Origin of the sequence: Sphingobium cupriresistens LL01 (assembly GCF_001046645.1) — a bacterium.
In the GTDB taxonomy this organism is placed as follows: Bacteria; Pseudomonadota; Alphaproteobacteria; order Sphingomonadales; family Sphingomonadaceae; genus Sphingobium; species Sphingobium cupriresistens.
Map to the genome: position 1 here is coordinate 1,294,088 of NZ_KQ130434.1, position 21,961 is coordinate 1,316,048.

The following is a 21,961-nucleotide window of genomic DNA, read 5'->3' on the forward strand; positions in this document are numbered from 1 at the left end:
GCGTTGGCGCGCCTTCTCCCTTACGCACAGCCCGCTTGACGCCCGCCGTCATCGCCTTCCACACTCGCGCGTATACGTGAGAGACTATTTTCCGGGGCCTAAATGCAGCTTGTCATCGTAGAATCGCCGGCCAAGGCGAAGACCATCGAGAAATATCTGGGCGGCGATTTTCATGTCCTCGCCAGCTATGGCCATATCCGCGACTTGCCCGCCAAGGACGGGTCGGTGGACCCGGACGACGGCTTCGCCATGTCGTGGGAAAATTATGGCGACAAGGGCAAGCAGCTCAAGGCCATTGCCGATGCGTCCAAGACGGCGACGCGATTGATCCTGGCGACTGACCCTGATCGCGAAGGGGAAGCGATCAGCTGGCATGTGCAGGAGGTGCTGCGCGCCAAGAAGGCGCTGCCGAGCCAAGTGGACCGGGTGACGTTCAACGCGATCACCAAGGCGGCGGTGCTCGACGCGATGGCCAAGCCCCGCGCGCTGGACGAGGATCTGATTGATGCCTACCGCGCGCGCCGGGCGCTCGACTATCTGGTGGGCTTCACTTTGTCGCCGGTGCTGTGGCGCAAGCTGCCGGGCGCCAAGTCGGCGGGCCGCGTCCAGTCGGTCGCGCTGCGGCTGGTGGTGGAGCGCGAGCGCGAGATCGAAAGCTTCAGCCCCCAGGAATATTGGTCGGTCGCGGCCGAGATGGAGCAGGGCGGGCAGGGCTTTACCGCGCGCCTCGTCCGCTGGAAGGGCGAGAAGATCGACCGCCTGACCATCGGCAAGGAAGGCGACGCCATGGCCGCCAAGGCCGATGTGGAGGCCGGACGCTTTACCGTCGACAAGGTCGAGACGAAGCCGCTCACCCGCAATCCGCCCGCGCCGTTCACCACCTCCACCTTGCAGCAGGAAGCCGCGCGCAAGCTGGGCTTTTCGGCCAGCCACACGATGCGGATCGCGCAGCAGCTCTACGAAGACGGCGCGATCACCTATATGCGTACCGATGGCGTGCAGATGGACGGCAGCGCCATTTCCGCCGCGCGCAAGGCGATCGCGGAACGCTATGACGGCGGTTACCTGCCCGAAAAGCCGCGCCAATATCAGACCAAGGCGAAAAATGCGCAGGAAGCGCACGAGGCCATTCGTCCGACCGAGTTCGGCCGCGACAAGGTGGGGTCGGGCGATCATGCGCGCCTGTACGACCTGATCTTCAAGCGCGCGCTGGCGAGCCAGATGGCGTCGGCGCGGCTGGAGCGCACGACGATCGACATGATCGACGGATCGGGCAGCCATACGCTGCGCGCGACGGGGCAGGTGGTGATCTTCCCAGGCTTCCTGGCGCTCTATGAAGAAGGCCGCGACGACAGCGACGATGATGATTCAAAGCTGCTGCCGCGCATGAGCGAGGGCGATGCCCCTGCCAAGAAGAAAGTCACGGCAGAACAGCATTTCACCCAGCCGCCGCCGCGCTATTCCGAAGCGTCGCTGGTGAAGCGTCTGGAGGAGCTGGGGATCGGGCGGCCGTCCACCTATGCGTCCACGTTGCAGGTGCTCAAGGATCGCGACTATGTACGGATCGAGAAGAACCGCTTCTTCGCCGAGGAGAGCGGGCGGCTGGTGACGGCGTTCCTGGAGCGCTTCTTCGAACGCTATGTGTCCTACGACTTCACGGCGGGACTGGAAGACGAGCTGGACGATATTTCCGGCGGCCGCGCCCAGTGGCAGGAAGTGCTGGAAGCTTTTTGGAAGGATTTCAAGCCCAAGACCGCCGAGATTATGGAACAGAAGCCGTCCGACATTACGGCGGAACTGGACAAGTTTCTGGAGCCGATGCTGTTCCCTCCGCGAGCGGACGGCAGCAACCCGCGCGCCTGCCCGATGTGTGGCGACGGGCAATTGTCGCTGCGCGGCGGGCGGTTTGGCGCGTTCATCGCCTGCTCCAATTACCCGGAGTGCAAATATACCCGCAAGTTCGGCCAGCCGGGCGGCAAGGACGGCGAGGATAGCGGACCGGAGGTGCTGGGCCAGCACCCCGAAACCGGGCAGGATATCGTCAAGAAGTCCGGGCGTTTTGGTCCCTATATCGAGATGGGGGAGGGCAAGGAGGCCAAGCGCGGCTCCATTCCCAAGGATTTGCCCGATGGCGAATTGACGCTCGATTGGGGCGTGAAGCTGCTGAGCCTGCCGCGTGAAGTGGGGCTGCATCCCGAAACCGGATTGCCGATCGTGGCCAATATCGGGCGTTTTGGTCCCTATCTGCTGCATGACGGCAAATATGGGCGGCTGTCATCCACGTCGGAGATTTTCGAGGTCGGTATGAACAGCGCGGTGGTGAAGCTGGCGGAGGCGGCCAACCGTGGTCCGCGCAGCGCCGGGCGCGAACCGTTGAAGGTGCTGGGCGCGCATCCGCGCACGGAGTTGGAGATCAAGCTGATGGAGGGCCGGTACGGCGCCTATGTCACCGACGGCACCACCAATGCGACCCTGCCCAAGACGGTGGACAAGGACCAGTTGACGCTGGAGGAAGCCGCGCAGTTGATCGACGCGCGGGCCGCGGCGGCGCCGGCGAAGAAGGGCAAGAAGAAGGCCGCGCCGAAGAAGGCGGCGGCCAAGAAACCTGCCGCCAAGAAAGACGGGGACACCGTGAAGAAGCCGGCCGCCAAGAAGGCCCCGGCGAAGAAGAAGGCTGCGGCAACGGAGTAGGGTCAGGCGGCGCGCCGCACCTGGTTGCGGCCGCCGGTCTTGGCGGCATACATGGCGAGGTCGGCGCGGTGCAGGCTGGATTCGATCGGCCGTATCGGGTCGCCGGGGCTAAGACCGATGCTGGCGGTTACGCGCACGATATGGCCGGACGGTGCACGCACCCGCAACGCCTGGATCGATACGCGGACATGTTCGGCGCGGCGGGTCGCCAGGTCGGCGGAGCAATCGGTCAGGCAGGCGGCGAATTCCTCGCCACCCAGCCGTCCGCTCAGGTCGTCCGGGCCGAGCGCCTGCGCGATGGCCGATCCGACGGCATGTAGCACGGCGTCGCCCGTCTGATGACCATGATCGTCGTTGAAGCGTTTGAAATGGTCGATGTCGATCAGCAGATACCAGTTGCCCGGTCGCGCATGGACCCGACCGGCGCGGTCGAAAAAGGCGTTCCGGCTGAGCAGGCCGGTCAGGCCGTCCCGATCTGCAAGATAGGCCAGTTCCTCCACCCGCCGTTCCAGTTCGTGGCGCAACAGCCGGTTTTCCTCGCCCTGCCGGACCAGCAGGACGCAGACCGGGGTGGAAATGCTGGCGGAACAGAAAATGCCCACGCTGAAATAGCGCAGCGGAATGAACATGCCGGGGATGGTCGACACCATCGCCATGATGACGATCGTCCCGATAACGGAGACGCCCACGGCAAAGGCGATTTTCTGTTTCGGTCCCATGAAACGGAGCCGTAACGACATAAGGTAAAGGATGGATTTACCCTATGCCGCGAACATTCACTCCACCCAGTCGAGGCCGATATCGCGGTAGATGCTGCGGTCGTCCTCCCAATTCTCCTTCACTTTGACGTGGAGGTAGAGATGGACCCTGACGCCGAGCAGGGTGGCGAGTTCGGCGCGCGCCTTCGACCCGATTTCCTTCAGGCGCTGTCCGCCCTTGCCCAGGACAATGGCGCGCTGGGTCGGGCGGCCGACCAGGATTTGCTGGTGGATTTCGACCGATCCGTCGTCGCGCTCCTTATACTGTTCGGTATCGACCGCCGCGGCATAGGGGAGTTCGGCGTGAAGCTGGTGGTAAAGCTGTTCGCGCGTGATTTCCGCGGCCAGCATCCGGTCGGTGGCGTCCGACACCTGGTCTTCAGGGAAATGCCATGGCCCTTCCGGCATCGCCTTGGCAAAGGCGGCCTTGAGTTCGGGCAGGCCATCCCCGGTCGCGGCGGACACGAAAAAGATTTCATCGAAACCCAGCGTGTCGTTCAGCACCTGGGTATGGGTCAGCAGCTTTTCCTTGATCGCGATATCGACCTTGTTGAGGATCAGCCATTTGCGTTCGGTGCGATGCTTGAGCGCTTCGATGATCGGCTCCAGCTTGGGGCCGCGCCCCGCCTTGCCATCCACCACCATCGCGATCAGATCCGCCCCCTGCGCTCCGCCCCAGGCGGCCTGCACCATCGCGCGGTCCAGCCGCCGCTTGGGCGCGAAGATGCCGGGGGTGTCGACCAGCACGATCTGCGCATCGCCCTCTATCGCGACGCCCATGACGCGGGTGCGCGTGGTTTGCGCCTTGGGACTGGTGATCGCCACCTTCTGCCCCACGAGCGCGTTGACCAGCGTGGACTTGCCCGCATTGGGCGCGCCGACGACGGCGATGACGCCACAGCGCTGTGTTTCGGTATCAGTTGCCAAAAATTACTCCGTTCGCCCTGAGCCTGTCGAAGGGCTTTTCTTTTCTTTGTTTGATCTTGCCAAGCTGGAGATCAACGTCCAGTCCTCGCGGATAAGAGCCAACTTCTTTGCGCGGCTCCAACCTTTGATTTGCCGCTCGGCTTCGAGTGCCTCCATACGCGTGCCGAACGCCTGCGACCAGACCAGTTTTACCGGTCGGCGCGTTTGCGTGTAGCCGGCGATTTGGCCCTGGTCATGCTGGCCGATGCGCTGTTCCAGATTATCCGTATGCCCAACATAGAAGCTACGGTCTGCGCAATGGAGCATGTAAGCCCAAAATGTCATGCGCAGACCGAAGAAGAAAAGCCCTTCGACAGGCTCAGGGCGAACGGGTGAATGGAGTTACCCATCAACCCGTCAGCTTCTCCAGCAGCGTCTTGGCCGCCGCCGTTTCGGCTTCCTGTTTGGAGGCGCCGGTGGCGGAGGCTTCGCCTGCGCCCTTGATCGAGACGGTGACGGTGAAGCGCAGCGCATGGTGCGGGCCGGAACGGTCGGTCAGGACATATTCGGGAGGCTTGCGCTTGTTGGCCGCGGCCCATTCCTGAAGATAGGATTTGGGGTGGCGCGGGGCGCTGGTCTGGGTGTCGACCCGATTGCCCCACAGCCGGCGGACGAGTGCGCGCGCCTCTTCCAGTCCGCCTTCCAGATAGAGGGCGCCGATCAGCGCCTCCATCACGTCGCCCAGCACATTGTCGCTGTCGGCCGCGCCATCGTCGCGCGCCTGCTTGCCCAGCACCAGATGGATGGGAACGCCCGCTGTGCGGGCCACTTCGGCGCAGGTTTCGCCCGACACCAGCGCGTTGAAGCGACGGGAGAGCTTGCCTTCCGGTTCATCGGTGAAGCGTTCGAACAGCCATTCGGCGATCAGCAGACCGAGGATACGGTCGCCCAGAAATTCCAGCCGCTCATAATTGACCGCCTTGGCGCTGCCATGGGTCAGCGCCTGATCGAACCTGGCTGGATTTTCGGGCGCGCGACCGATCAGATCCTTGAGCCAGCCGGCCGTATCAGGCTTGCTCAAAAGCCTTCCCCGATACGGCTCCAGCGCGCGGCGGTGAACCAGGTCCAGGGTAGCAGCCAGTTGGCGCTGCCGTCGGTGGAGAAGACCGAGATCATCGCCTTGCCCACCAGATTTTCTTCGGGGACGAGGCCGATGCCGCCGCCTTCGACCGCGGGGAAGCGGCTGTCGGCGCTGCGATCACGATTGTCGCCCATCATGAAGAGATGGCCCTGCGGCACCAGCACCGTGTCCCGATCGTCCGCCGCGCCGTCGGGCAGCAGGTCGAGGACATTGTAGCTTTTTCCGCCAGGCAGGGTTTCACGATACTGGGGATAGCGGCACTGTTTGCCGCCGCCGGCCGCGGCTTCCTCGAAATCGGCGCGATAACAGGGGGATGGCGCACCTTCACGGGCGGCAGCATCCAGCATGTTGGGCGTGACGGGGATGACGAGGTCGGCGACCTTCTGCTTGGGGATCGCCTGACCGTTCAGGTAGACGGTCCCGCCGCGCACGCCGATCATGTCGCCGGGCAGGCCGATGACGCGCTTGATATAGTCGTTTTTCTGGTTCGGCGGCGCCTTGAACACCGCCACGTCGCCGCGCTGGGGCGTGGAGGCCAGGATACGGCCGGGGATCAGCGGAATCGAGAAGGGCAGCGAATAGCGCGAATAGCCATAGGGCCATTTGGCCACCAGCAGATAGTCGCCGATCAAAAGACGCGGCTGCATCGATTCCGAGGGAATGTTGAACGGCGATATGATGAAGCTGCGCAGGATGAAGACGAACAGGCCCAGCTTGGCGAGAAACCAGATAAAGTCCCGCGTTTCCGATTTGGCAGTCATGGAGTGTCGTCTGATCCCTTGGAAAGGCCGGTCGTATGAGCCGACAGGGCGGCCGTGGCGGCTTGTGGGGCTTGAGACGCAGCGCGTCAAGCAGTCCTTGACGATGCAAAGCATGACGAATTTGGGTAAGCATAGGCAGAATCGACCGGTGCAGCGTCGATATCGACCAACGTCATGAGGGATATATCCATGCCCAATTCTGCACTGGCGTCTATCGCCGCGCTTCCGCAAGCAGACCTGAAGACCATTTTCACGACCGATCCCGGCCGGTTGGGCAAGCTGGTCCTGACCCAGGGGCCGATCCGGTTCGACTGGTCCAAGACCCATCTGACCGACGATGTGCTGGCGGGTTTCCTGAAGCTGGCCGATGAACAGGGCTTTGCGGCGCAGCGCGACGCGCTGTTTGCGGGCGAGGCGGTGAACAATAGCGAAGGCCGCGCCGCCGAGCATCCGGCCGAACGGGGCGAGGGCCATGCCGAAAGCGTCGCCCATGCCAAGATGCTGCACCGGCGGATGCGCGGCCTGATCGATGCGATCGAGGCGGGCGCGCTGGGCGAGGTGCGGCACATATTGCATATCGGCATCGGCGGGTCGGCGCTTGGCCCAAAACTGATCGTCGATGCGCTGGACGGCGACGGGGTGCGTTATGATGTGGGCATCGTGTCCAATGTCGATGGCACCGCGCTGGAGCGGGCGATCGAGGGGTTCGATCCCAACGCCACGTTGATCGCGATCGCGTCCAAGACCTTCACGACCAGCGAGACGATGCTGAATGCGGCGAGCGCGATCAACTGGATGGTCGAGGCCGGGGTCGACGATCCCTATGGCAAGGTGATCGCGCTGACCGCCGCGCCCGACAAGGCGATGGAATGGGGTGTTGATGAAACCCGCATCCTGCCCTTCGCAGAGTCGGTGGGCGGGCGCTATTCGCTCTGGTCCTCGATCGGTTTCCCGGCTGCATTGGCGCTGGGATGGGATGCGTTCGAGAGCCTGCTGGAGGGCGCGGCGGCGATGGACCGACATTTCCGCCTGTCGCCTCCAAGCGAGAACGCCCCGCTGATCGCGGCCTTTGTCGATCAATATTATACCCGCGTCATCGGGTGCCAGACCCGCGCGCTGTTCGCCTATGACGAGCGGCTGGCGTTGCTGCCCTCCTACCTCCAGCAACTGGAGATGGAGAGCAACGGCAAAAGCGTGCAACGCGACGGCAGTCCGGTGGACGGCCCGACCGCGCCGATCACCTGGGGCGGGGTGGGCACCGATGCGCAACATGCGGTGTTCCAGTTGCTGCACCAGGGGACGATCCTATCGCCGGTCGAGTTCATCGCTTCGATCGAACCGGGCCATGCGCTGGACCCGGCGCATCATCGCGCGCTGCTGGTCAACTGCTTCGCGCAGGGCGCGGCGCTGATGCGGGGGAAGGACAATGAGGCCGATCCGGCGCGGTCCTATCCCGGCAACCGGCCGTCGACCACGATCTTGCTGGACGATGTGACGCCGGAGGCGCTGGGCGCGCTGATCGCCTTCTACGAGCATCGGACCTTCGCCAATGCGGTGTTGATGGGGATCAACCCGTTCGACCAGTTCGGGGTGGAATTGGGCAAGGAGATCGCCAAGTCGATCGAGGCGGATGGGGCGACCGGGTTCGATCCATCGACCATGGCGTTGATCGAGATCGCGCTGGGCGCGGCATAAACTGTCTTTGGTTTCGGGCGCAGTCGTGAAGCGAGGGCGCAACGCTTCTCGACGCGCTCGAAGCGAACGGAGGTGGTTTGGCTACCAGCAACAATATTCCCATTTGTAACTAGGGCCTCCACCCGCCATATCCGCGCCTATTCCATCGGAGGCGCGGCATGAGTGACTATGATTTCGACCTTTTCGTCATCGGCGCAGGATCGGGCGGCGTGCGGGCGTCGCGGGTCGCGGCGGCGCATGGCGCGAAGGTTGCGGTGGCCGAGGAATTTCGCGTCGGCGGCACCTGCGTCATTCGCGGCTGCGTGCCCAAGAAGCTGCTCATTTACGGCGCGCATTTTGCCGAGGATCTGAAGGACGCGCGGCGCTTTGGCTGGGACGTGCCGGAATGTGGGTTCGAATGGACCACGCTGCGCGACAATGTGCTGGCCGAGGTCGATCGGCTGGAAGGGTTGTATGGCAATACGCTAAGCAGCCACAAGGTCGAGGTGATTCGCGAGCGCGCGACCATCACCGGGCCGCATGGGGTGAAACTGGCCAGCGGGCGCGAAGTGACGGCCAAGACGATCCTGGTCGCGACCGGCGCCTGGCCCGTGATCCCCGAACTGGAGGGCGCCGAACATGGCATCACCAGCAACGAGGTCTTCCATCTGGAGGCGTGCCCCAAGCGGATCGTGATCGTCGGTGGCGGCTATATCGCCAACGAGTTCGCCGGCATCTTTCATCAGTTGGGCAGCCATGTGACGATGGTCAATCGCGGCAGCGATTTGCTGCGCGGCTATGACACGCAGATCCGCGACCGGCTGCTCCAGATTTCCATGACCAAGGGGATTAATTTCCGCTTCAACGCGAAGATGGAGCGGATCGATAAGAATGAGGACGGCACGCTATGCGTCCGCTTCAAGGACGGCGATCCGGTTGCGGCCGACGTCGTGCTGTTCGCGACCGGGCGCAGGCCGATGACCGACGGGCTGGGGCTGGAGACGGCCGGGGTCGAACTGAACGACAAGGGCGCGATCAAGGTCGACGACTATAGCCAGACCAGTTGCGAGAGCATCTATGCCGTGGGCGACGTCACCGACCGGCTGCAACTGACCCCGGTGGCGATCCGCGAGGGCCATGCCTTTGCCGATACCGTGTTCGGCGGCAACAAGCGCAAGGTGGATTATAGCTGCGTGCCGTCGGCCGTGTTCAGCCATCCGCCGCTGGCGGGCGTAGGCATGACCGAGGCGGAGGCCAAGAACCATTATGGCACGGTGAAGGTCTATACGTCCGACTTCCGGCCGATGAAGAATGTACTGGCCGGGCGCGAAGAGCGGGCGCTGTACAAGATGATCGTGGACGCGACGAGCGACAAGGTGATCGGGCTGCACATGATCGGACCGGATGCGCCGGAGATATTGCAGGCGGCGGCGATCGCGGTGAAGGCCGGGCTGACCAAGCAGGATTTCGACGATACCGTGGCGCTGCATCCTAGCATGGCGGAAGAACTGGTGTTGTTGAAGTAGGTTACGAACGGCTTGGGTTAGCGTTCGGCCACAAACGTCACGACCAGCGCGTCGCGCCAGGCCGGTTTCGCCGAGTCCAGCGCGTGGATTTCGGTGACGCCGTGCAGGATGCGGTGGTCGTCGATCAGCATCGTGTCGCCCGCTTCCGTCAGGGTAAACTCGCCCAGCGGCGTGCCGTCGGGCGCGCCGATGCGCGTCACGCCTTCGCGGACGTTGCGGCGATCGACCAGCATAACCAGCACATGGTCCACGCCGTCCCGATGCATCCCTTCCGGGGTGGGCCGGCCGCTTTCGCTCGGTTTCGTTTCGATGCGGAATTGATGCATTTCGATGTGCCAGTCGCCTTGGTGCGCCGGATCGAAATGGTCGGCGGCGAAGGCGAAGATCGCGTCGCAGACGGGGTTGGCGACCGTCGCCGCTTCGACGGGATCGAACCAGCGTTGCACGTCGCCATTGAGCGGGTTGTAATCGCGGCTTTGATAATGGGGCTGGTGCGGCCTGCGGGTGAAGCGGCCCCGTTCCAGCGCGAAAGCGGCGTGACGGCGGCGGCGGTAGCGGCCGCCATCGGCCATGAAGAGGTCGGGGCCAAGATCGTTCCAACTGGCCGCGAAGGCCGACCAGTCGGGTTCGGCGATATCCAGCCGGTCGAATAGCGTCGCGCCGGACAGGCGGGCATAGCCATCCTGTGTCAGGGCTTCGTCTATCGGGCATAGGCTGTCCGTGTCGCTCATCTTTGCTTCCTTAATGGAAGCAAGAGACGAGCGACAGGGCCGGTTTCCGCAGGATGGGTTGTGTGTCCAATGACGAACACTCAGGCGATCGTCGGGATCATGCCGCCATCGCCCGGAAACCGTGGCCGGTCATTGATCCTGCGCGAAGCCCATGCGCCGCAAGGCGTTGATGGCGTTCTCCGACATAGGCCGGTCCTTTGGGAGAGGATTTGGTGACCCCTACGGGAATCGAACCCGTGTTTCAGCCGTGAGAGGGCCGCGTCCTAACCGCTAGACGAAGGGGCCATGGACCGCTCTTGGCGGTCGGCAGGGGCTGGCCTTTAGGCAGGGGCATCCATGGCGTCAAGCGAAACCGCAGAGCATCCATCCCGTCCGCGCTATAAAACCGCCCCGTGCAAAGCATGACTGGGCACCCCACAAAAAAACCACTCCACGCAGAGCATGGCCGGTCACCTCACAGAAAAAACCACCCCATGCAGAGCATGGGGTGGCCAAGGTTCAGGGAGGAGACGCCTCCAAAGGGGGAGGCGCCCATACGATACACCCGAAAGGGGGGCAGGTGCATCGCATGATTGATAGATAGGGCAGGTCGCATCGCCTTACAAGAGGGGATGCGATGCCCTTTCCATCAATTTTTCAAACCCTTTCGGGTTAATTTCTCGTTCAGGCCCCGACCGGCTCCTGCGTCGGCTCCGCGGTGGCGGGCATGGCGATCGGGCCCTTGCCCTGGCTCACCTGCGCCTCGAAGATTTCACGCATCAGTTGGAGCGAGAAGAGGTGCGCGTGGATCAGGGGCAACATGCCGTTCTGGTTGATCTTGCGCAGCTGGTCGCCGCGCAGGTCGCGCAGCTTTTCCTCGTTGATCATGCGGAAACCGCGGTAGACGAAGGGTTGGTCGGCGACCGGGGTCTGGATCGCGACTTCGCCGTCCATCAGCAGGTCGAGTTCCTGCAGGTCGCGGACGAACTGGCCGGTGCGGGCCGCGGCCTGTTCGAAATCCTCGCAGAATTTCATCACGCCCTGAGTCTGCTCGCTGGGCTTGCCGTCTTCGAACAGCGACTGGCCTTCGTCGAACGCGCCGATCGCCGGACTGGTGGGATCGAAGCAGAGCGAGAGGTCGTCGCTGTCGGGACGCAGCTTGGCCAGCATCCAGGGATAGCGGCGGACATAGGCCGGAACATAGGCGGGGCCGCGCAGCTTGCCTTCGTCATCGACAAAGACGTTCACACCTTCATTGAGGCCCATCAGCAGCAGCGGCACGGAATCGGCGCCGGCCGAAAAGATGATCGGGGCGAAGCGCTGGGCCGGGACGAATTCGTCGATCGTCAGCGGAACGGCGTGCTGCGTCGTCAGGAACGGCGCCGAATCGATCTGGCGGGTGCGATAATCAAGATGGTCCACGCTGCTCAGCGGCAGGAGATCATTGTAGAAGATGGGCAGGGTGTTGGCGGGCGCGCTGGCCATGGTCCGGGTCCATTCTGTCAATTTGCGGCCGCCTTTTATGCGCGCGCCGCGGGCTGAATATTGGGGCAGGGCGATAATGGCCTTGCCGGTTGGTGGCAATCGGTTTGTCGGCGGCGCGTGTTCAGCTTGCCGCCGTCAGCCTTCGCCGGGCAGCGGAATGAGCTTGCCCGGATTGAACAGGCCCTTGGGATCGAACGCCGCCTTGATCGCGCGCAACGCGCCGATCCGCGCCGGGCTGGCTAGGCGGCCCAGTTCCGCGCGCTTCATCTGGCCGATGCCATGTTCGGCCGAAATGGAGCCGCCCGCCGCGACCACCGCATCATGGACGAAGCCGTTGATCGCCTGGCCCTGGGTCGCGATCCAGGCCGGGCCGTCGCCCGTCCCCTTGGGCGCGCGCACATGGAAATGGACGTTCCCGTCGCCCAGATGGCCGAAGGAGGAAGCCGTGGTGCCGGGGAAGCGCGCTTCCGCCGCCGCCGCCGCATCGATCATGAAGGCGGGCATCTTCGCCACCGGCACGCTGATGTCATATTGCAGCGCCGGCCCTTGCGCCTTTTCCGATTCCGACAATGATTCGCGAATGCGCCAGAAAGCGTCGGCCTGCGCCTCGTTGGCGGCGAGCGCCGCGTCGACGGCGATGCCCCGTTCGAACGCGTCGGCCAGCGCCGCTTCCAACCGCTCCGACGGACCCGGCTCAGACAGGTCGGCATGGTCGACCTCGATCAGCACATGCCAGGGCGTGCGCGTCTCGATCGGCGATCTTGTGCCGGGGATGTGCCCCAGCACGAACCCCAGCGTCTCGTCGGCGATCACCTCAAACCCCTCGACGCTGTCGCCCAACAGGGTTTCGGTCAGCCGCAGCAGCGCCAGCGCGTCGGCGGGCGAGGCGACCCCGACCCATCCCACAGCCCGCGCGGCGATGGCGGGCGCGAGCCGCAGCGCCGCGGCGGTGACGACGCCCAGCGTGCCTTCCGCCCCGATCAACAACTGTTTGATATCGTAGCCGCGATTATCCTTTTTGAGTGCATCCAGCCCATCGAAGATGCTGCCGTCGGGCAGCACCGCCTCGATCCCCTCCACCAGCGCGCGCATCGTGCCGTGGCGCAAGACCTGCGTGCCGCCCGCATTGGTCGACACCAGTCCGCCGATGGTCGCCGACCCCTTGGCCCCGAGGCTCAGCGGAAACCGCCGGCCCTGTTCCTCGGCCGCGTCGTGCAACACGCTCAGGATTACGCCCGCCTCGCACACCGCCAGATTATCTTGCCGAGACAGGCTGCGAATGTGGTTCATTCGCCGCAGCGACAGGATCAGAGCCGATCCGTCCGCCGGTGGCGTCGCGCCGCCGACCATCGACGTATTGCCCCCCTGCGGCACCAGCGCCACGCCCAGTTCCGCGGCCAGCGCGACGGTGGCGGCGACCTCCTGCGTGGAGGCGGGCGCCAGGATCGCGGCCGCCGCGCCATGATAACGGCCGCGCCAGTCGCTGACCCAGGGGGCGATTTCGTCGGGATCGGTGACCACCCCCTTGGGGCCGAGCAGGGCGATGAATCGATCGATCATATCTTGTCCAATCATGGGACGCACCTATCCCCGGAATTCATCGACGGTTCAACCACCACCCGATAGCATCGCTTCCCATATAAGGGGTCCGTCTTGGTTCATTCCATATTGCTGCTGCTGTCCGCATCGACCGGTGATCCGGTCCAATGGGCGCAATTGTCCATCCAGCAGCGCGTCATCATTCGCGTGCCGATGGTGCGCAAGGGGCGCGCGCCTGCCCGGATCGCGCCCGATGCGCGTGAGCGATGGCAGGAAAAAAAGGGGCCGCGCTGCGTCGCGCTGCGCTCGATTCGCGGCGGCAGCATCGTCGTGGACAATGGCGTGGACCTCATTCTGGCGGACAATCACCGCTATCGGGCGCGGCTGGACAAGGGATGCGACTCAGTGGGTTTCTATTCCGGCTTCTATGTCGAACCGGACGATGACGGATCGCTCTGTTCGGGCCGCGACGAATTGCAGGCGCGCAGCGGCCTGAGTTGCGCAATCGACAGTTTTCGTCGCCTTATCCCGGTCGGCGAGGAGGATTGATCCGCCGCCATCGCCCGGCAACCGCGCGATTTTCTTGACAAGAGGCCGATATTTCCGCAATGCGCGGCCGATTTCCGTCTCGCATCCGCGCAGGACGGATAAGCCTCCTGTTCCCGGACCATTGAATGACTTTTGCCGATCTCGGCCTTTCCGACGAATTGCTCAGGGCCGTAACCGAATCCGGTTACGACACGCCCACCCCCATTCAGGCGCAGGCGATCCCCTCCGTCCTGATGATGCGCGACATTATCGGTATCGCCCAAACGGGGACGGGAAAGACCGCCAGCTTCGTGCTGCCGATGATCGACATCCTGGCCCATGGCCGCAGCCGTGCGCGGATGCCCCGTTCGCTGATCCTGGAGCCGACGCGCGAACTCGCCGCGCAGGTGGCCGAGAATTTCGAGAAATACGGCAAATATCACAAGCTTTCGATGGCGCTGCTGATCGGTGGCGTGTCGATGGGGGACCAGCTCGCCGCGCTCGAAAAGGGCGTTGACGTGCTGATCGCGACGCCGGGTCGCCTGATGGACCTGTTCGGTCGCGGCAAGATCATGCTGAACGGCTGTTCGCTACTGGTCATCGACGAAGCCGACCGGATGCTCGACATGGGCTTCATCCCCGATATCGAGGAAATCTGCACCAAGCTGCCTGCGCAGCGCCAGACTTTGCTGTTCTCCGCGACGATGCCGCCGGTCATCAAGAAGCTGGCCGACAAATTCCTGTCCAATCCCAAGTCGATCGAAGTCGCGCGCCCCGCCAGCGCCTCGACCAACATCACCCAGCGTCTGGTGAAGGTCGATTCGCGCAAGAAGCGCGACACGCTCTCCAAAATGCTGCGGGAAGCGGACGTCACCAGCGCGGTCATCTTCTGCAACCGCAAGACCACGGTGCGGGACTTGAACAAGAGCCTGCAACGCGACGGCTTCAAGTCGGGCGAAATCCATGGGGACATCGACCAGGGGTCGCGCATCGCCGAACTGGAACGCTTCCGCGCCGGCACCGTCAACATCCTGGTCGCATCGGACGTCGCGGCGCGCGGACTGGACATCAAGGGCGTCAGCCATGTGTTCAACTATGACGCGCCCTGGCACCCGGACGATTATGTCCACCGCATCGGCCGCACCGGCCGCGCGGGCGCCAGCGGCGTCGCCTACACCTTCGTCACCGAAGCGGACGCCGAGGCGATCGACAATATCCAGAAGCTGATCGGCACGAAGATCGAGGTCGTTGGCGCCGCCGATGTCGTCGCATCTGCCGAACCCGTCAGGGACGAACTCGCCCGCGCGCCGCGCGGTCGCGGTCGCGGCGCACGCCCCGCGCCGGTCGAGGAAAGGCCTAGCGCGGAGATTGAACAGCCGACGCCGCGTGAAGAAAAGGCCCGTGAGGATCGCCCGCGCGACAATGGTCAGCGTGAAGACCGCTCCCGCGATTCGCGCCCTGATCGCACCACATCTGCCGCGCCGCCGCGCCGCCGCAACGACCAAGCCGATGACGGCCCGGACGATGGCTGGAACGGCCCGGTCCCAGAATTCCTGAACTTCGGCTTCACCCAATAGGCGCGTCATCCCGGCGACGGCTGGGATGATGGATAAAGGCTGCGGATGGAGGTGCTACACGGCGACGCCATAGGCTTCGCGGATGTGTGCCTTCCGCAGCAAAATCGGGAAATCCCCAGGATCAGGCGATAATTGAGAGGTCGCGGGCAGCGAGTTGCCGGTCGAAGCGGACGCGACCCACCCCATCCACGCGCATTCGCCGCCAGCCATAATCACAACAGCCCCTGCGCCCGCAAACTGGCATGACCGCTCGCCGCCATGATGATATGGTCATGCACGCTGATGCCCAGCCGCTTGCCCGCCTCCACGATCTGCCGCGTGATGTCGATATCCTGCCGGCTGGGCGACGGATCACCCGACGGGTGGTTATGCACCAGGATCAGCGCCGCCGACCCCAATTCCATCGCCCGCTTGATGACCTCGCGCACATAGATCGCCGCCTGATCGATCGATCCGTCGCCCATATGATCGTCCCGGATCAGCATGTTGCGGCTGTTCAGGTGCAATACGCGCACCCGTTCCACGCTCAGATGCGCCATGTCCGCGCGCAGATAGTCGAGCAGCGCCTGCCAACTGGCCAGCACCGGCCGCGCCGCCACCTCGTTGCGCAGCGCCCGCAGCATCGTCGCCTGCACGATCTTGATCGCCGCGATGCTGGTATCGCCCATGCCTGGCAACCGCGCGATCGCCTGCCAGTCGGCGCTCATCAGGCCGCCGATGCCGCCAAATTCGCGCAACAACGCCTTGGCCAGCGGTTTGGTGTCGCGCCGCGGAATCGCCAGGGCGAGGAGATATTCGATCAGTTCATGGTCGTGCAGGCCATCGCCGCCGCTCTCCGCCAGCTTGCTCCGCAACCGCGCGCGATGGCCGGCGCCGTCATGCGGGGCTTTTCCATCCTGTTCCGACAACAATTCGCCCCCTTTACCGGCTTTGTGACGCTATGCGTTGCGGAATCGCGGGGCAAGGATATTTAGAAGGTGACAGACGTTATGGTCCCGTTACGGACCATCAGTGTCGCAGCAAGCCGGGGTTGGCCATAAGCATGGAAGAACAGGACGGCGAAGAGACGGTTCGCCGGGCATGGCTGCGCTGGCTGGGCGTTGGCACCGGGTCGCTGGCGCTGGTGCTGGCGGCGCTGTGGACGCAGCGCGCCCCGATTGCGGAGAATTTCGTCAGCCGGGAACTCAACCGGCGCGGGGTGCAGGCCAATTATGACCTGGTCGATGTGGGCCTGCGCACCCAGCGGATCGAAAATATCGTGCTGGGCAATCCGGCCAAGCCGGATCTGACGGCGCGCTGGGTGGAGGTCGACGTCGCCTTTGTCGGCCTGACGCCGCAGGTCGCGGCGGTGCGGGCAGGTGGCGTGCGGATGCGCGGCTCCCTGCATGATGGCGTCCTGCGTCTGGGCGAACTCGACAAGTTCCGCGACCCCGATTCGACTGCGCCGTTCAGCCTGCCCGACATCATCGTGGCGCTCGCCGACGCGCGACTGACGCTGGATACCGACGCTGGGCGCGTAGGTATGCAGATTGACGGCAACGGCAATCTCCAGTCGGGCTTCCGCGGCAAGCTGGCCGCGGCGATGCCCCGCGCGTCGCTGGCGGGCTGCGGCCTGACGCAGGCGACGGCCATGCTCGATGTCGCGATGCGGCAGGGCCAGCCGCATCTGTCTGGTCCGATCCGCGCCGACGCCGTCGCCTGCCGCGACGCAGGCGCGGCGATCGCCCGGCCCGTCGCGGCCATCGACCTCAGCCTTGGGCAGGCGCTCGACCGCTGGAGCGGCCATGTCGACCTGTCGGGCGAGGCCTTCAGGGGCAATGGCCTGGTGCTGGCGTCGCCCGATGGCCGCATCGATTTCGACGGCACGGCTGTGCGCACCGGCGGCAAAGTGCGCTTGGGCGCAAAGGCGGTGACGGGACGCGGCGCCTTGCTGCGCGACGCGCGCCTGACCGGCGACTGGGTGGTCGGCGCGGAGGGGACGAGCCTGAAAGGCGCGCTGTCGGGGCAGGATATCCACCTGACCGGACGTGACCCGCTGGCCGGTGTCCGCACTGCTGCGGCCGGAACGCCGGTGGGGCCGCTCGCCGCGCGCCTGGCCGATGCGGTCGAACGGGCGGGCGCGGCCAACCGCGTTCACACCCGCTTCGCTTTGGTGCAGAAACAGGGCAGCGGCAGCGTCGTCATCACTGATGCGGGCCTCGACGCGCGCAGCGGCGCGCGCGTCGGCCTCGCGCCGGGCGCATTGGCGACACTGGCCTGGCCGGGCAAGGTCGGCGGCCTCGACTGGGCGCTGGACGGCGCGCTGACCACGGATGGTGGCGGCCTGCCCAGGGGTGCGCTGCGCCTGAAGCGGCGACCGGGCGGCGGGTTCGGCGGCGAATTGTTCGTCGATCCCTATGCAGCGGGCGACGCGCGCCTGGCGCTCGACCGGGTGCGCTTCACCGCAGACGCCAGTGGCGCGACCCGCTTTTCCACCGCGGTCCGGCTCGACGGCCCCCTGCCCGACGGCCGCGTGCGGGGCCTCAGCCTGCCGGTCGAAGGGCGCATGGCCGCCAATGGCGCGCTGACCGTCAACTCCGCTTGCGTTCCCGTTTCGCTGGTCGAGGCGCGTTACGGCAATTTCGCGCTGGGCCAGACCCGCCAGACTCTTTGTCCGGTCGGCGGCGGCGCGATGTTCGCGACTGGGTCGGGCGGCGCCAGTGGCGGCGCGGAAATCCGCAACCTCGACTTGGACGGCCGCAGCGGCGACAGCCCGATGCGCCTGACCGCCGATCAGGCGCGGGTCGTGCTGGGCCGCACCGGATTCGCGCTCGCCAATCCGGCCCTCACGATCGGACCGCAGGACGCGCCGGTGCGCCTGTCCGCCGCGGCTCTGGACGGCGCGCTGACCAAAGACGGTTTCGGCGGCAAGGTGACGGGTGCGGGCGGCCAGATCGGCAGCGTGCCGCTGATCATCGAGCAGGGCGCGGGCGACTGGAGTTTTGCCAAGGGCGTGCTGGCTTTCAGCGCCGCCATGACCGTGCGCGATTCGCAGGCGCCTGCGCGCTTCACCCCGCTCTCGGTCCCCGACTTCACGCTCAGCCTCAAGGACGGCCGCATCGCCGCCAACGGCACGCTCCATGCGCCGCGCAATGACGCGACAGTCGCCCGCGCCGATATCGCGCACGACCTGTCGAGCGGGAAGGGCCATGCCGACCTGATCGTCTCCAACCTTGTCTTCGGTCCCGGCTTACAGCCAGAGGATGTGACCCCACTCGCGCTCGGCGTCGTCGCCAATGTGAACGCGACCGTGGCGGGGCAGGGGCGTATCGACTGGACCGGGTCGGCCGTGACATCGACCGGCACCTTCCGCACCGACAATGCCAATCTCGCCGCCGCCTTTGGCCCGGTGCAGGGGCTGTCGGGCGAAATCCGCTTCACCGACCTGATCGGCATGGTCACCGCGCCGGGGCAGGAAGTGCGGATCAAGTCGGTCAATCCGGGCGTCGAAGTACGCGACGGCGTCGTGCGCTATCGGCTGGAGGCCGGGCAGAAGGTGCGGATAGAGGGCGGCGGCTGGCCCTTCTCCGGCGGCGAACTTTCCCTGCTGCCCACCACCATGGATTTCAGCGCCGATGTCGACCGCTATCTGACCTTCCGCGTCGTCGGGCTGGATGCGGGCGCGTTCATTCAGGCGATGGAACTGGACAATATCTCCGCCACCGGCACGTTCGACGGCATCATGCCGCTGATCTTCAATGCGCAGGGCGGTCGTGTCGCCGGCGGTGTGCTGGTCGCCCGGCAACAGGGGATGCCGCCGCTCATCATGCCCGAAGGCGTGCTGCCGACCATACCCTGCGACCCCACGCGCCAGTCCGGCGTGCTGTCCTATGTCGGCCCGGTATCGAACGAGCAACTCGGCGTGATGGGCAAGATGGCCTTCGACGCGCTCAAGGATCTGCAATATAAATGCCTGACCATCCTGATGGACGGCGCGCTGGATGGGGAAATGGTCACCAACGTTGTGTTCAATGGCGTCAACCGCGGCAAGTTGGGCGATGCGCCGTCGGGCATCAGCCGCAGCTTCATCGGCCTGCCCTTCATCTTCAACGTTCGCGTGTCGGCACCCTTCCGCGGCTTGCTCGGCACCGCCCAATCCTTCATCGACCCGTCGCAGCTCATTCAGAACAGCATCGGCGACAAGGTGCAGCAGAAGATGAAGGCGAACAGCAACAACGGCCTTGCGGTTCAGCCTGCGGAAAGCGAAACTGTGCCAAACGGGGAGCAGAAATGAAGATACAGGCAATCATGACAGCGGCTTTGACCGCTTCCGCGCTGGGGGGCTGCATTCAGGTGAAGGCGCCCGACAAGCCGATCGAAATCAACCTGAACGTCAAGGTGCAGCAGGAGGTCGTCGTCAAGCTGCAACGCGACGCGCAGGATCTTATCCAGAATAACCCGGAGTTGTTCCCGCAATGACACGCAAGATGCTCATGTTCGCCGCCGGCGCTGTGGTTGCGCTGGCCAGCGGCTTCGTCATGACCGCGCCCGCGCGCGCCCAGTCAGGCCCCGTCGCCGCCGCGATGGCGGCCGGCACGGTGGGCGAGCAGGCGGACGGCTATCTCGGCATCGCCGGGACGGTCGGCGCGGACGTGCGCGCCGAAGTCGAATCGATCAACATCAAGCGCCGCGCCGCGTACACGCAGCTCGCGGGCCAGCGCGGCGTCACGGTGCAGGACGTCGCGGCCGCCACCGGTTGCCAGACGCTCAGCAGCCGGGTGAAGCAGGGCCAGGCCTATCGCATCGGCGCCGGCGCCTGGCAAACCAAGGGCGCAGGCGCGATCGCGCTGCCCGGCTATTGCGCGACGGCTGGTTGATTGCAGCGGGTTAGAGAATGAAGAAAAGGCGCGGTGGCGATGGTCACCGCGCCTTTTTGTTGGCCCAAATCCTCATCTGTCAGGGTAGGAGCTACCGGAAACGACCAGAAATGGACGCAGAACCAATCGCCATGGGTTCCCAATTGCGGACATTCTCACCCGTAGTTATTAACTCGATAAGTTAGCTTAGTATGAAACGGAATGTGCATGTGGCCTTGGAGAGCGAAAGAAGACACCGCTGACCTAAAGGCGCTGATCGAGCGCATAATCGATGATCTTTGCAAGCCAGCCACGGAAGATGAGCATTCACAGGGATGGAACGCTGCTCTGAAAACCCGATGGCGCGATTGGTTTGTTGAGCTTGATCGTCAAATTGCCGCTGGGAACGACATCCCTCCCGGCTGGGGAATTGCCCGAGCGATGGACTTCGATGGAGTGGGTCGAACGCCTATATCGTTACGGGCCTCCAAAATCGGTCGCCTGCTGGATCAAGGCATCAGATACCCATGATAGCAAAATACGATTATATAAGGGTTCGTTGGCTTCACTCATCACAGGATGAGCCGGTGGACCTTTGGAGCGAGCTTAATTCTAACCGAGAAGAGGTGCGTAAAATCGAAATCTGGCATGACGGGCGTATCGGTTACGCTTCTCAGGATAGAGAGGCGGGAGGGACGCAACTCGGAGTGGGGGCGTTGCCTACGTTGGCCGAAATCGCGTCCAACCCGGAGTTTGAACCAATGGAAATCTCTGCCGACGATTTCGAACGATGCTGGAAAAATAGCGTCCACTAGTCCGTGCCATCAATCTAAAAGGCCGACTGTCTGTTTCCAACCCAACCCTTTTATCCTCCCAACGTCATCCCGGCCTTGAGCCGGGATCCCGCTTCTTCTTGGGCCGCTCGAAAAGCGGGATGCTGGGTCAAGCCCAGCATGACGGGAGGCAAATATCCCCAATCCGCTCCTCAATCCCGCCCACGCCGCCGCGGCCTCGCCTCCACAATCCCGCGCGCCTGCGCGCAAAAGGGCGCCAAAAAATCATACAACTGCCCCGTCAGCGCCTCGCCCACCAGCGTGTAGAGCACATATTGCCCGCGCTTCTGTTCGCGCACGACGCCGGCCTCTTTCAGCACCGCCAAATGCCGCGAAATGGACGGCATCGCCATCTCGAAATTGTCGGCGATCTCGCCCACGGTCATCGGCTCGACCGCCAGATATTCCAGGATGCGGCGGCGCGGTTCGGACGCCAGGGCCTTGAAGATCTTGTCCATTCTTATTTAGCTAAATAGGAAAATGACTAAATGCAAGGCTATCGCCCGTCATAGTCCGAAAGGCTGATTTCCCGGCTTTTGCGCGGGGTTGACACTCTTGCCAACCCTTTCTAGAGGGGCCTCGCCTTGACGGGTGCAGCCGCAAGCGCCATGCCGAACGCCACGGGCTGACAATGCCTGATGGAGACGATGCATGGCTGCGGATACACCCGGACAGGACCCGGCGGGCGAGGACTCGCGGATCGCTTCCCTTGAGGAGCGGATCTCGCAGGCCGAGCAGGTCGAAAAGGTCAGGCAAGGAGCCACGGTGCAGGCGGCGGACGATGGTTCGCGGTTGGGCAACAGGGTTCTGGCGGAACTGATCGGCGGTCTTGTCGGTGGTGCGTTGATCGGCTGGGTTCTCGACCGGCTGCTTGGCACGACACCCTGGCTTCTGCTCGTCTTCCTCGGTCTTGGGATCGTGGCGGCGTTCAGGAACATCATCAGATTGACGACGACGAAGCCGCCCGAACAATAAGGCAGCTTCGCTCCAAGTCCGA

At 64.4% G+C, this 21,961-nt stretch carries 20 protein-coding genes and 1 tRNA gene; 10 read left to right on the plus strand and 11 right to left on the minus strand.

Going from position 1 to position 21,961, the window contains the following annotated elements; all coding sequences use genetic code 11:
• Positions 1-102 precede the first annotated feature (102 nt).
• Positions 103-2,691 carry a type I DNA topoisomerase gene (gene topA / locus V473_RS06245; protein ID WP_066601595.1) on the plus strand — a complete coding sequence of 863 codons (2,589 nt, stop codon included), beginning with the start codon at positions 103-105 and terminating at the stop codon, positions 2,689-2,691.
• Positions 2,692-2,693: 2 nt separating this feature from the next.
• On the opposite strand, the gene V473_RS06250 is transcribed toward topA, so the two are convergent.
• The 5 genes from V473_RS06250 to lepB form a co-directional block, all read right to left on the minus strand.
• The gene (locus V473_RS06250; RefSeq protein ID WP_066601597.1) at positions 2,694-3,410 is read right to left on the minus strand and encodes a GGDEF domain-containing protein; all 717 of its coding nucleotides are present in this window, start codon (positions 3,408-3,410) and stop codon (positions 2,694-2,696) included.
• 57 nt (positions 3,411-3,467) lie between these two features.
• Positions 3,468-4,376 carry a GTPase Era gene (gene era, locus V473_RS06255; RefSeq protein WP_066601600.1) on the minus strand — a complete coding sequence of 303 codons (909 nt, stop codon included), beginning with the start codon at positions 4,374-4,376 and terminating at the stop codon, positions 3,468-3,470.
• Positions 4,377-4,379: 3 nt separating this feature from the next.
• Positions 4,380-4,700 carry a GIY-YIG nuclease family protein gene (locus V473_RS06260; RefSeq protein WP_066601605.1) on the minus strand — a complete coding sequence of 107 codons (321 nt, stop codon included), beginning with the start codon at positions 4,698-4,700 and terminating at the stop codon, positions 4,380-4,382.
• Between the two features lie 64 nt (positions 4,701-4,764).
• Complete coding sequence (gene rnc / locus V473_RS06265; RefSeq protein ID WP_082678992.1) at positions 4,765-5,436, minus strand: ribonuclease III; 672 nt, start codon at positions 5,434-5,436, stop codon at positions 4,765-4,767.
• Entirely contained in the window at positions 5,433-6,257 is an 825-nt protein-coding gene (lepB, locus tag V473_RS06270; protein ID WP_066601610.1) for a signal peptidase I, read from the minus strand. The genes rnc and lepB overlap by 4 nt, the downstream gene beginning before the upstream one ends.
• A 189-nt stretch (positions 6,258-6,446) precedes the next feature.
• Here lepB and pgi point away from each other — a divergent pair, with 189 nt between their 5' ends.
• Complete coding sequence (gene pgi / locus V473_RS06275; RefSeq protein WP_066601611.1) at positions 6,447-7,952, plus strand: glucose-6-phosphate isomerase; 1,506 nt, start codon at positions 6,447-6,449, stop codon at positions 7,950-7,952.
• 158 nt (positions 7,953-8,110) lie between these two features.
• On the plus strand, positions 8,111-9,457 hold the full coding sequence (gor, locus tag V473_RS06280) for a glutathione-disulfide reductase (protein WP_066601613.1): 1,347 nt from the start codon (positions 8,111-8,113) through the stop codon (positions 9,455-9,457).
• Positions 9,458-9,474: 17 nt separating this feature from the next.
• On the opposite strand, the gene V473_RS06285 is transcribed toward gor, so the two are convergent.
• The 4 genes from V473_RS06285 to V473_RS06300 all read right to left on the minus strand — a co-directional run bounded on the left by V473_RS06285 (position 9,475) and on the right by V473_RS06300 (position 13,227).
• Positions 9,475-10,188, minus strand: a complete 714-nt coding sequence (locus V473_RS06285; RefSeq protein ID WP_066601615.1) for a 2OG-Fe dioxygenase family protein — start codon at positions 10,186-10,188, stop codon at positions 9,475-9,477.
• A 210-nt stretch (positions 10,189-10,398) separates the two neighbouring features.
• A tRNA-Glu gene (locus V473_RS06290) sits at positions 10,399-10,473 on the minus strand.
• 378 nt (positions 10,474-10,851) lie between these two features.
• Complete coding sequence (locus V473_RS06295) at positions 10,852-11,652, minus strand: SapC family protein (protein WP_066601620.1); 801 nt, start codon at positions 11,650-11,652, stop codon at positions 10,852-10,854.
• Between the two features lie 135 nt (positions 11,653-11,787).
• Positions 11,788-13,227, minus strand: coding sequence for an FAD-binding oxidoreductase (locus V473_RS06300; RefSeq protein WP_066601622.1), 1,440 nt, complete (start codon positions 13,225-13,227; stop codon positions 11,788-11,790).
• A gap of 78 nt (positions 13,228-13,305) precedes the next feature.
• On the opposite strand from V473_RS06300, the gene V473_RS06305 reads away from it, so the two are divergent.
• Together V473_RS06305 and V473_RS06310 are read left to right on the plus strand one after the other, a co-directional pair.
• The gene (locus V473_RS06305) at positions 13,306-13,740 is read left to right on the plus strand and encodes a hypothetical protein (protein ID WP_066601624.1); all 435 of its coding nucleotides are present in this window, start codon (positions 13,306-13,308) and stop codon (positions 13,738-13,740) included.
• Positions 13,741-13,865: 125 nt separating this feature from the next.
• The gene (locus tag V473_RS06310; protein WP_066601627.1) at positions 13,866-15,296 is read left to right on the plus strand and encodes a DEAD/DEAH box helicase; all 1,431 of its coding nucleotides are present in this window, start codon (positions 13,866-13,868) and stop codon (positions 15,294-15,296) included.
• A gap of 212 nt (positions 15,297-15,508) precedes the next feature.
• Here V473_RS06310 and radC read toward each other — a convergent pair whose 3' ends face one another.
• Positions 15,509-16,204, minus strand: coding sequence for a RadC family protein (gene radC / locus V473_RS06315; protein WP_066605205.1), 696 nt, complete (start codon positions 16,202-16,204; stop codon positions 15,509-15,511).
• A gap of 134 nt (positions 16,205-16,338) precedes the next feature.
• Between radC and V473_RS06320 the strand changes: the two genes are divergently transcribed.
• The 4 genes from V473_RS06320 (at position 16,339) to V473_RS24610 (ending at position 20,946) form a co-directional block, all read left to right on the plus strand.
• Positions 16,339-19,569: an intermembrane phospholipid transport protein YdbH family protein gene (locus V473_RS06320; protein WP_066601629.1), complete on the plus strand. Its 3,231-nt coding sequence runs from the start codon at positions 16,339-16,341 to the stop codon at positions 19,567-19,569.
• On the plus strand, positions 19,566-19,754 hold the full coding sequence (locus V473_RS06325; RefSeq protein ID WP_066601632.1) for a YnbE family lipoprotein: 189 nt from the start codon (positions 19,566-19,568) through the stop codon (positions 19,752-19,754). The genes V473_RS06320 and V473_RS06325 overlap by 4 nt, the downstream gene beginning before the upstream one ends.
• Complete coding sequence (locus V473_RS06330; protein ID WP_066601634.1) at positions 19,751-20,152, plus strand: YdbL family probable chaperone protein; 402 nt, start codon at positions 19,751-19,753, stop codon at positions 20,150-20,152. The genes V473_RS06325 and V473_RS06330 overlap by 4 nt, the downstream gene beginning before the upstream one ends.
• A gap of 506 nt (positions 20,153-20,658) precedes the next feature.
• The gene (locus V473_RS24610; protein ID WP_082678993.1) at positions 20,659-20,946 is read left to right on the plus strand and encodes a DUF6881 domain-containing protein; all 288 of its coding nucleotides are present in this window, start codon (positions 20,659-20,661) and stop codon (positions 20,944-20,946) included.
• A gap of 170 nt (positions 20,947-21,116) precedes the next feature.
• Here V473_RS24610 and V473_RS06335 read toward each other — a convergent pair whose 3' ends face one another.
• The gene (locus V473_RS06335; protein WP_066601636.1) at positions 21,117-21,422 is read right to left on the minus strand and encodes a metalloregulator ArsR/SmtB family transcription factor; all 306 of its coding nucleotides are present in this window, start codon (positions 21,420-21,422) and stop codon (positions 21,117-21,119) included.
• A gap of 193 nt (positions 21,423-21,615) precedes the next feature.
• Between V473_RS06335 and V473_RS06340 the strand changes: the two genes are divergently transcribed.
• Entirely contained in the window at positions 21,616-21,939 is a 324-nt protein-coding gene (locus tag V473_RS06340; RefSeq protein ID WP_066601640.1) for an AtpZ/AtpI family protein, read from the plus strand.
• Positions 21,940-21,961: the final 22 nt, after the last annotated feature.

Coding starts and splice junctions, on each gene's coding strand:
- topA (WP_066601595.1), top strand. CDS start 103: ATGCAGCTTGTCATCGTAGAATCGCCGGCCAAGGCGAAGACCATCGAG.
- V473_RS06285 (WP_066601615.1), bottom strand. CDS start 10,188: ATGAGCGACACGGACAGCCTATGCCCGATAGACGAAGCCCTGACACAG.
- V473_RS06295 (WP_066601620.1), bottom strand. CDS start 11,652: ATGGCCAGCGCGCCCGCCAACACCCTGCCCATCTTCTACAATGATCTC.
- V473_RS06320 (WP_066601629.1), top strand. CDS start 16,339: ATGGAAGAACAGGACGGCGAAGAGACGGTTCGCCGGGCATGGCTGCGC.
- gor (WP_066601613.1), top strand. CDS start 8,111: ATGAGTGACTATGATTTCGACCTTTTCGTCATCGGCGCAGGATCGGGC.
- V473_RS06310 (WP_066601627.1), top strand. CDS start 13,866: ATGACTTTTGCCGATCTCGGCCTTTCCGACGAATTGCTCAGGGCCGTA.
- V473_RS06300 (WP_066601622.1), bottom strand. CDS start 13,227: ATGATTGGACAAGATATGATCGATCGATTCATCGCCCTGCTCGGCCCC.
- V473_RS06260 (WP_066601605.1), bottom strand. CDS start 4,700: ATGACATTTTGGGCTTACATGCTCCATTGCGCAGACCGTAGCTTCTAT.
- V473_RS24610 (WP_082678993.1), top strand. CDS start 20,659: ATGATAGCAAAATACGATTATATAAGGGTTCGTTGGCTTCACTCATCA.
- V473_RS06330 (WP_066601634.1), top strand. CDS start 19,751: ATGACACGCAAGATGCTCATGTTCGCCGCCGGCGCTGTGGTTGCGCTG.
- V473_RS06325 (WP_066601632.1), top strand. CDS start 19,566: ATGAAGATACAGGCAATCATGACAGCGGCTTTGACCGCTTCCGCGCTG.
- V473_RS06335 (WP_066601636.1), bottom strand. CDS start 21,422: ATGGACAAGATCTTCAAGGCCCTGGCGTCCGAACCGCGCCGCCGCATC.
- pgi (WP_066601611.1), top strand. CDS start 6,447: ATGCCCAATTCTGCACTGGCGTCTATCGCCGCGCTTCCGCAAGCAGAC.
- lepB (WP_066601610.1), bottom strand. CDS start 6,257: ATGACTGCCAAATCGGAAACGCGGGACTTTATCTGGTTTCTCGCCAAG.
- V473_RS06250 (WP_066601597.1), bottom strand. CDS start 3,410: ATGGGACCGAAACAGAAAATCGCCTTTGCCGTGGGCGTCTCCGTTATC.
- V473_RS06340 (WP_066601640.1), top strand. CDS start 21,616: ATGGCTGCGGATACACCCGGACAGGACCCGGCGGGCGAGGACTCGCGG.